Source organism: Eubacterium sp. An11 (assembly GCF_002161065.1).
GTDB classification, from domain to species: Bacteria; Bacillota; Clostridia; order Lachnospirales; family Lachnospiraceae; genus Anaerobutyricum; species Anaerobutyricum faecale.
Genome location: NZ_NFLV01000092.1, coordinates 1 through 911, shown reverse-complemented (window position 1 = coordinate 911; position 911 = coordinate 1). Strand labels below are relative to the sequence as shown.

General features: G+C 52.3%; 1 protein-coding gene and 1 pseudogene. Both read right to left on the bottom strand.

Going from position 1 to position 911, the window contains the following annotated elements; translation table 11 throughout:
* Window positions 1-596, bottom strand: a pseudogene (locus B5E53_RS18700) (hypothetical protein); the annotation flags it as partial.
* Between the two features lie 82 nt (window positions 597-678).
* A partial coding sequence (locus tag B5E53_RS18695; RefSeq protein WP_162611986.1) for an ATP-binding domain-containing protein occupies window positions 679-911 on the bottom strand: 233 nt, incomplete at its 5' end.

Genomic DNA, 911 nt, shown 5'->3' with positions numbered 1-911 from the left:
CTGGGGCTGGATTCTGCCGTACTTCCCGGATACACCATATTTCCTGCAGGCGTATTCCCTGCATAGTGATTCTGGCTATTGTAGCCAGGCTGTCCGGTAGAAACCGGCTCTCCTCCATAGGGAGAGATCCCTGCTTCCGGATACTGCATTGGTACGGGAATCCCCGCATCCACCTGCGCCGGATCATTGCTTTCTCCTACGTCCGCAAACTGGACGCCATAGCCCGCATCAGAGAGCGCGCGTCCCACGGCGGCAGTCTCTGCCATCTCCAGGAACTTGTCTCCAAACTTTGGATCCTCTGAGCGGAATTTCATGGAAAACGCATTGGCAATGTAATTCTCCGGTGCGTCCGTGTGGTTCAGGTAGATCTTTGCCTCCGCCAGCGCCACGTTCTCATTAAACCAGACAATATGACTGGAGATCCGCCCCAGAGGATTCGCCAGACGGAACCAGAGTTTCCGGTATTTCACATCCAGGTAAAGCTGGTCCTCCTGATCCTCCTGTTTGATCGTCCGGGCAAATTCCAGAGGTTCAAATCCCTCCACCCGGTTCAAAGCCGCCACTGCCTGATTTTTCTGATACAGTAATTCGTTCATACATCTGCTCCTTTCACAAACAGGGCAGGATATCCCTCTACATAAGGAATAGCCTGCCTTTCTTCATAAGTGGAAATTATTTTTATACCGCAAGCCGAAGCTGTTCCGGCTCACGCTCATTCAGGTATTGATAATAGTAACGGGTGATCCGCTCCCCAAGAGCTGTATTGCGCCTGCCGGCATCGTCCGTATGGACTGCCTGGCAGACTGCGTTCCATTGCCCCACCAGATACACCTTTTTCTTTGCACGGGTAATGCCTGTGTACAGGATATTCCGCTTCAGCATCATATAAAAGGCTCTCACCCAGGGGATGA